The organism is Pseudomonas sp. GW822-FHT04C11, from assembly GCF_058800905.1.
This window is the reverse complement of record NZ_JBXAMS010000034.1, coordinates 1-8,810: the sequence shown is the minus strand read 5'-3', so window position 1 is coordinate 8,810 and position 8,810 is coordinate 1. Positions and strand designations below refer to the sequence as shown.

6 protein-coding genes are annotated in these 8,810 nt (G+C 49.2%); 2 read left to right on the top strand and 4 right to left on the bottom strand.

What is annotated here, in order from left to right; all coding sequences use genetic code 11:
- Window positions 1-890: 890 nt before the first annotated feature.
- The 4 genes from AC1RJ3_RS29480 to AC1RJ3_RS29465 form a co-directional block, all read right to left on the bottom strand.
- Window positions 891-2,549, bottom strand: coding sequence for an ApeA N-terminal domain 1-containing protein (locus AC1RJ3_RS29480; RefSeq protein WP_493081969.1), 1,659 nt, complete (start codon window positions 2,547-2,549; stop codon window positions 891-893).
- Window positions 2,550-3,095: 546 nt separating this feature from the next.
- Entirely contained in the window at window positions 3,096-4,256 is a 1,161-nt protein-coding gene (locus AC1RJ3_RS29475; RefSeq protein WP_493081967.1) for an IS110 family RNA-guided transposase, read from the bottom strand.
- 23 nt (window positions 4,257-4,279) lie between these two features.
- Window positions 4,280-5,395 carry a hypothetical protein gene (locus tag AC1RJ3_RS29470; protein WP_493081965.1) on the bottom strand — a complete coding sequence of 372 codons (1,116 nt, stop codon included), beginning with the start codon at window positions 5,393-5,395 and terminating at the stop codon, window positions 4,280-4,282.
- A gap of 243 nt (window positions 5,396-5,638) precedes the next feature.
- Entirely contained in the window at window positions 5,639-6,214 is a 576-nt protein-coding gene (locus AC1RJ3_RS29465; RefSeq protein WP_493081963.1) for a DUF6037 family protein, read from the bottom strand.
- Between the two features lie 358 nt (window positions 6,215-6,572).
- On the opposite strand from AC1RJ3_RS29465, the gene dusA reads away from it, so the two are divergent.
- Together dusA and tal are read left to right on the top strand one after the other, a co-directional pair.
- The gene (gene dusA, locus AC1RJ3_RS29460) at window positions 6,573-7,568 is read left to right on the top strand and encodes a tRNA dihydrouridine(20/20a) synthase DusA (RefSeq protein ID WP_493081961.1); all 996 of its coding nucleotides are present in this window, start codon (window positions 6,573-6,575) and stop codon (window positions 7,566-7,568) included.
- 177 nt (window positions 7,569-7,745) lie between these two features.
- On the top strand, window positions 7,746-8,672 hold the full coding sequence (gene tal / locus AC1RJ3_RS29455; RefSeq protein ID WP_103315312.1) for a transaldolase: 927 nt from the start codon (window positions 7,746-7,748) through the stop codon (window positions 8,670-8,672).
- Window positions 8,673-8,810: the final 138 nt, after the last annotated feature.

Genomic DNA, 8,810 nt, shown 5'->3' with positions numbered 1-8,810 from the left:
ACGCAGGTTTCTTTTTGGTTGGCATACATGCACCTCTTGCTCATGTTATGCCCGAACACAAAATTTCTGACACCCCCCGTCGCCCCGATGATGGATTGGACTTACTAATCGCTCCGCCCCCGTAAACAAAGGCCCATTGACCTGTTCCGAACCGCCCGTACCACTTTTGTGCCAGCAACACTTGCTTCCATCCTGCCTACTTCCTTCTTCCGCCCGTTGTAGCAAAATTTAAGCATCCATTTTCAGCTCCAGTCACGAGCACTATCGCAGCCGGACCATCAGGCTTTGTCGGAAGCTTCCCAAGCTGATAACGAGGGTTCGATTCCCTTCACCCGCTCCACTATTTTCAAGGCCTCCAGCGGTATCGAGGTAGCGTCAGGCGAAGCTGGTGACAGTTACGCGATTTGTGTGGAAGCGCCAGTCTGGCCCCTCCCCTCTGCAATACCCGGTTTTTAGGTTGACCCCTGGGAAAAGGTAATTTTAGTAATTTCTTTTTTATCCGCATAAAACATCAATAAAATCAATTACTTGAGTAAATTTTATATAAATAATAATAGGGTAAGGAATAGGTTAGAAAATTACCTTCGACCTTAGTAATTCCAGCCCCGAACGAAACCCTTTAAAATCAAATACTTGGAAAATATTACCTCCAGCCTTACCAAATATTACCCTCTGAGATAATACGCCAAAGCTACGGTTTATAAGGGCTACAACCCCCTACCCGCGTCGCCTTACCAAAATTACCCTATCCCCGTCCTCGACCTGAAATTGGCCTTTCCGATTACGCCGCTATGCTTCGATTTTTGCTAATTAAAGCGAGGGTGGCGATCCCTAGCAGAGCTCGCCTCCAATCTTGTGCCGAGCCAGTTATATCGCGTGCCCTAGAGTACTCAGATATCTTTAATCACGAACGCATTTATTATTTCTCTCCGTCTATCGCCACATTCCATATAGGCGGTCCCCCAATGTTCAATCAGGTGCTTTGCCACTCCGAATATATCTTCATAAGTACTTTGCCCTGAGCGGGCAGACTGAGACTTTGTCCAATCCCTGTAAGACAACATATGCCGCTCTGAGCGGCCAACTAATCCTCCAGAATCCTGCGAAAAGCAAATATCTATCAAAATACCCTGTACGTTCGAAAAACTGTCATAAACGTCCTCTGAGACAGTCAAAAAACGTGCTGCACCGGTGATACGTTCAAGATGTATAACATCCAAGCCAGCGCCATATTTTAAAGAGTTACAAGATCGCTCAAAATCGCGAGCGAACTCCAGCGGCCTCAACCCAAAATCCATCAAGGCAAGGTAAGTCATTAGCAGGGTCAGCTTTTGAACTATCACATGTATTTTTTCGTGAGGACTCTTCTTCAAATCCAAGGCATCACCGTGGGCAACTTTATCCCTGACATACTTTATCAAGGTAAAATCATCCGACGATATATTTATGATTTTTAAAATATCAGGATCAACTAAATTTATGACGAAATTATATTTATCGGAAAAATCAGGATCACGAGTCGAAAAAATCGAATCAATAAGAGTTTCCAACTCACATCGCTGATCCTCATCAAGCGTGTGCTTGATTGACTTCAAACCCAGAATTAACTTATTTGCTTTTTTGGTTCTTTGAGGCAATGACTGCGGCATATGCAGATCGGAATAATGGGTAACATAGCGATCAAGCAAACTTACATAGCCTAATACCTTATACTCCCAAAACCCTTCATATCTTTGCATCCCTGCGAGCCGAACCCACGACACCTCTCGATACTTCGACCTATAAAATCTTTCGAAAATAGATTGCCATCGACCATCAAGAGTCGCTTTAGAAATTAGACATCTGCGAAAAAAATCAAAACTGCCGACTGCATAATCCCATCTTTTAAATGTTGGAAAGTAGGCAGCCATAGAATGCCCAACATCACACCTGACATACATACCAACTATAGATAATGGTTGAGCAACAATTATAGACAACAAATTAGAAAGCTCTAGAGACTTATCCCTCAGATCCGAAACATTAAACACATCGTTGTGCTGTTCAATAGTAAACATCGTAAACTCATGTATCACGCGCTCCTCCCCACGCTTTGCAATACCACCAACCGTATCACTCCGAATAGAGAAGCACTTATCATCGATACCTATGGATACATTTAGTTGTTGTGCCGGATTCACCCAAACAAGGCTTTCGCCTACCGTACCTTTTACAACTTGACCACGTAAAAACCATTCGGTGATATCGCTATACCGTACTGACACGGATCTAAAGCCTTGACTAACATCTCCGACAACTAAAAAGTCAGCGTATAAAAAGTACTCTTCGTACTGGCAATTGAACAGAGTAAACCTATCACCATCTTTAGATTTAGCCTTTAGCACACCCTCGCCAGTAGGCTGCCGAAAGCCACTTAAAACATCAAAACTAACGCGTGCGAACTCCCCTGCGCCAAAGGAAAGAGATCCACTCCCAAGCATTCCTAAATCGTCGTGATATACATCCACCTCATATTCGTATCGCTTGGAAAAATCGATATCAATCGCCATATTTCCCTCTTCATTTGTCGCGTAACTAAATGGACGTATAAATCCTTCGTGGGTCGTATCAGCCCAAAAACGGTGAGTAGGTCAAGTACCTTAAAGACGACAAATGGACCGAATTTCTTTAGCCTACCAACAAATAATGGGGACACCCATTAGCCGGTCCTACGTCAAGATCCAAAGCCGACCCGCCCTGCTTTTTAACGGCAGGGTGTTTCCTTCGTCAAACCTGATCGGTTGAACCGATCGAACCCGTTTCCTCATCACTGGCTACGACTGAGTCGTGCCTGACACCCATGTGGATCAAGCGGTCGCGATACAGCAAACCACCGCCCTGGCAGGTAACTGCCCCAGAGAAACGTTGGTGCCGCCAATGTGTCCAAAACGTGTCACAGAGCTGTGGCTCGTGCAAACGCACGTCCAGTCCCGACGGGCTCACTTGGCAGACGACCCGGTTGCAACATACTCAGGCGGTGACAGCCGGCCGGCACTCAGATTTCATGGTTCTCGCCAGTCCCTTTTTGGTTGATCGGCCATCACCTAACTCGCCCTTTAAGCGAAACAGCGTTTGGCATTGAAAGGCTGTTTCTCCTTCAGGATGTGATAGCTCGCCCGCGCCAGTTTGTGCGCCAGGGCTTTGGTGGCGATCACGGCATTGGTCTTGGCCTTCTTTTTCTCGAAAAAGCGTTTGGTGTCTTCACTGAAGCGTCGAGCAAAATTAGCCGCTTCGATAAAGGCCCAGATCAAGTAGGCGTTGCCATTTTTGGTATTACCCTCACCCTTTTTCTTACCGTTGGAGTAATGCGCACTTTTGACGCATCGGGCATAGGAGGCGAAGTTGCCCACGTCGGCAAAGCGCTCGATATTTCCTGTTTCCAACATGATGACCGTGGCCAAAACTTCACCAACGCCAGGCATTGTTTTTAACAAACCAAACTCCGGACGCAGGCTGGCTTCATGCAGCAATCGGTCCTCAAGAACATCAATCTGAGCCTGCAAAGCCTGGACGATGGCGACATTGGCTTTCATCGCCAGCGCCACCTCCGTCGACAGGTCCAGCCGGTCGACGGAGGTGGCGGACAGCCCTTTGACGTCATTGCAGCTCATCCGGTGGCCAAACTGGCGCGCCATGATGTTCTCGACGGCCAGAATATGCTGCGTTCTGCTGCGTACCAACTGAATGCGTTTACGCGCTAAATCTCGCAGTGCGCGTTCTTGCGGTGGATGAATATAGCCCGTCGGCAAAATCCCCAGGCGCAACAAATGCGCGAGGAACGCCGCATCATCCTTGTCATCGGAATGCTTTAAACCCTCATAGCGTTTCATCGCCACAGGGTTGGCCAATTTGACCTCGAAGCCCGCCGCCTTGAGGCCATCGACTAGCCAATACCAGTTGTACGTCGACTCAACCACGACACCGAGCAAATCGGTTCGGTGCGGCTCGAGTAGCGGGAGGATTTGCGCCAACTCATTAAGGCAGCGCCGACTGACCAGGACTCGGTCCGTTTCGTCGGTAATCACCACAACACTGTTGTTCGAATGCAGGTCTATGCCACAGAATTTCATCACGGCCTCCTCGCTGCAAAAGTCTAAGTTCGCACCTTGAATTTTGCGCCACCTCCGTGAGGTGGGGAGGCCGGCTAGATGATTCTCAGATTTATGTTTTACCCCCCTGATGATGCTAATAAATCCGCCCCCATTGATTCGGGTCATTTCCCCGCGCACCTTCCACAGAACTACTTCACCAAACCTACAGATTCGTTAGATTCTTTCACTTTTTCACGATTCCCGAGATTAATCATATGAATCAACGCTGAGTTTTGAGACCACGATATCTTTTCTAGAAAGCTTTTGATTGAGCACTTTTTTTCTAACCGATCTAAAAATGAGTCAAGCCACCAGTAATAACCCCATCCCTTTGCGGTCATTAGCGACCAAACAGAAAATCCTACCGAAACCACGAGACCGACTGAAAATGTATTAACATCAACACAACTGCGCCCCATATACAGCTCTTCGAAGTTATCCGGCAAATTATCGTTAACACCTTCGAACTGAGGACTTATATTAATCTTGAAACGCTTAGTTTTGATAGTTATGCTGCCATCGGCCTCTCTTGAAACAGAGCTTCCTTTAGGAAGAGTTAAATCGAAGCGATCATAAATAGCGCCACCGGTGCCCCGAGCATAAACCACCTCACCATCAAACGAGACTCCGCCTCCTCCCCTATGCAAGAAAGCTTCCCGCTCCTCCATTGGCTTTGAAAACAGCTCCAAAAACCGGTTATCGAGCAAGACATTTGGGATATTCTTTCTCGTTAACGTCACTAGGTCAGCATTTTCAAGCGATCCGCGTCGAGCGAAATAACTATTTAGATGCAGCGATAGAAACGTCAACGCATAGTATTCAATTGCTTCTTTGAGAAGCTTATTTGATTTAGGAGATGCTTTAGCCCCAGAATCATTCGACAAAAAATAATCGAACGCAACTGGGTCTTTTTTCCACATGTAGTCTATCGCTCCATTTTCCGAGCAGAGTGATCTCACATATTGACCGACCTTATTAGCAAAATCACAGCCGGGGATATCGATGAGCTGCTTTGAGCTTGCATCAATGCAGATAACGGTTTCGAACTCAAACCTTCCACTGTTCCCGGGCTTCAGTTTGCTCACCAAAAACACTATCGACACTATTACAAACATCCCTCCGACAGCCAACGCAGCCAAGTCTGATAGACCTAAATAGTTTACGACCCCGGAGGAAAATATGTTTATACCCAATGCCAAAAATACAGCAACTAATACCACCTCTAGCAAACTCGCCCTAAATGCCAGCATATCAGCAAGCTTCATTCCGTCCCTCCTCAATTGATCAACCTCCATCAAAAAACGCATACCTATACGAAAAGCAAGGAGTTATCCAGGACCAAACGCGTAATCCCCGAGTGTTTTGAAGTAAAAATCGGGGACAGACCACGATAATTTGGCACCAGCTTAATCAAACTGGCAAAAAAACCTGGTCCGCCCCCGAATTGCTATTTAATTTCGCAGCAAAACAAACCCGTCTCCCCTTTATCTCCCTATCTAACTACTACATCAACTATCCACACCATACCGTTCATGATCCAACTTGAAATCCTCAAGCACAGCCAAAGTCCGATCTGTTGGTTGCGTATGAAAAACTGGAGTTAACGTGTTCTGAACACAAAAATCAACCACCTCATTCCCCATAAGCTCGATAGTTTTATTCAACTGCCGCTCAGATATATTCGCACGTCTCCAATGATTAAAATAAATCCTATCTTCGAACTCAGACACCGCCCTACAAACCACCCGCACATACTGGATATTACTTATCTGCGCAAACTCAACAAATGGTAATTGAGCATTTAAAAAATCGTAAAAATTTACAGGATCATACCTATTATGCCCCCTGCAATTCATCAACTGCTCCACAGCATCCGGATGATTAATATATGCACTTGCATAATTCCCCTTTAAAGATAAAGTAAAGCCTATATTATGATCTACAAATGCAAACAGAAATTTCTTTTGACTCATAGAGTACACGCACTCCAAAACACAGGAGTGATACTTAACCGAGAAAAAAGCGACCGTTGTAGCCGCACAAACCATTCTTCGCTCAAAAACATCAATATTAGTAAATATCAAACTCGACTCCTTTCAATTTTATGCATTTACGAAAAAAAACATAGGTGGCAGATTTTTAAAGTTACTACCTCTTTTTGCATCAAACCTGAAAAGTCCCCACAGGTTTCTTAGCAGCCTCAACAATCTTGTTCGTTATTAACCACGGAACCGGAAACCGAATTAATAGGATCTCTTCCTCGAACAGCAATCCAGTTAGTAGCCAGATGCTATCAGTCCTTTTTATAGCTGTCTTGTTCAATCCAGTCGCCGCTGCTCACAGCATCCTGATGATTCCCAGCCACAGGACTCCCTTCAACCCCATCGGCTCAATCCTGATAAACTCTCTGACCTCCCAGCCCCACCCATTCCAGAAACGCCAATGCCTTCAATCACCGCAGCACCCGCCCCCCTCTCCCGCCGCTTCTCCGTCGCCCCGATGATGGATTGGACCGATCGCCATTGCCGTTTCTTCCTGCGCCTGCTCTCCAAGCACGCTCTGCTCTACACAGAAATGGTCACCACCGGCGCGCTCCTCAATGGCGATCACGAGCGTTTCCTCCGTCACAACGAAGCCGAACACCCGCTCGCGCTGCAGTTAGGCGGTAGCGTCCCAGCCGACCTGGCTGCCTGCGCACGCATGGCCCAGGAGCACGGTTACGACGAAGTGAACCTGAATGTCGGCTGTCCGAGTGATCGGGTGCAGAACAATATGATTGGTGCGTGCCTGATGGCGCATCCGGTGTTGGTAGCGGAGTGTGTGAAGGCGATGCGCGATGCGGTGTCGATTCCGGTGACGGTGAAGCACCGGATCGGGATCAATGGGCGCGACAGTTACGCTGAGCTGTGCGATTTCGTCGGGACGGTTCGGGATGCGGGATGTACCAGTTTTACGGTGCATGCGCGGATTGCGATTCTGGAGGGGTTGTCGCCGAAGGAGAATCGGGACATTCCGCCGTTGCGCTATGACGTGGCGGCGCAGTTGAAGACGGATTTTCCGGAGCTGGAGATTATCCTCAACGGCGGGATCAAGACGCTGGAGGCCTGTCACGAGCATTTGCAGACCTTTGACGGCGTGATGCTGGGCCGCGAGGCGTATCACAATCCTTATGTGATGGCTGAGGTCGATCAGCAGCTGTTCGGCAGCACGGCGCCGGTGATTTCACGGGCCGAGGCGCTGGCACAGTTGCGGCCTTATATCGCCGCGCACCTGGACGCTGGCGGTTCGATGCACCATATCACTCGGCATGTGTTGGGCTTGGGCACCGGTTTTCCGGGGGCGCGCAAGTTTCGGCAGTTGTTGTCGGTGGATATTCACAAGGCTAAAGAGCCGTTGGCATTGCTGGATCAGGCGGCGGAGTTGTTGGAGGGGCGTTAACCGTCACTCCGGTTGAACCTGTGGTCTGTTTTGACATCGTAATTAGCGGATAGCGCCGGGCCTTTCAAACGCCTGTTCTCAGGTTGTTGCCGCCCAGGCCGTTGTTACGCATTTGCGCCCTTGAGTGGCTGTCAGCGCTCGGGTAATGTCAACAGACCCACAGGATAGAGCACGCTCATGACTTCCAAGCTGGAACAACTCAAACAATTCACCACCGTAGTGGCCGATACCGGCGACTTCGAGGCAATCGCTCGCGTTAAACCGGTGGATGCCACCACCAACCCTTCCCTGCTGCTGAAAGCGGCGGCCATTCCTGCATACGCCAATTTGCTGAACGCCTGTGTCAGCGACTGCAAAGGCGACGTGGGCCTGGCCAGCGACCGCTTTGGGGTCGCGGTCGGTCAAGAGATTCTGAAAGTGATTCCGGGGCGTATTTCCACTGAAGTGGATGCGCGCCTGTCGTTCGACACTGACGCCGTATTGAAACGCGCGCACCGTCTGATCGAGCTGTACGAAAAGGCCGGCATTGGCCGCGACCGCGTGCTGATCAAGATCGCGTCCACCTGGGAAGGCATCCGCGCCGCCGAGAAGCTGGAACGCGAAGGTATTCAGACCAACCTGACGCTGCTGTTCTCCTTCGCCCAGGCGGTTGCCTGTGCCGAGGCCGGGGTGTTCCTGATTTCGCCGTTCGTGGGCCGCATCTACGACTGGTACAAGAAGGCCAACGGCAACGACTACACCGGCGCCGATGATCCGGGCGTGCAGTCGGTGACGCGCATCTACAACTACTACAAGGCCAATGACTACAAGACTGTGGTCATGGGTGCGAGCTTCCGCAATCTGAATCAGATCGAGCAACTGGCCGGCTGTGATCGCCTGACCATCAGCCCGGACCTGATCGAGAAACTGGCGGCCGACACCGGTAAGCTGGAACGCAAGCTGGCGCCAGGCCACTCCGGCGAAGCGCGTCAGAGCCTGACAGAAGCGCAGTTCCGCTGGGCGTCGAATGAGGACGCCATGGCGACCGAGAAACTGGCTGAAGGTATTCGTCAGTTCGCTCGTGACCAGGAAAAGCTTGAGGCGCTGCTGCAAGCCAAGCTGTGATCTGATCCAGGCAAGCGCAAAAAGGGCGAACCCTCACAGGTTCGCCCTTTTTTGTGCGCTGTGTCCCGTCCTGAATAAGGTTTACACCTTCTGATCTATTTTCAGGAGGGAATAATGGAATCAGCAAAAAGGCGTAGT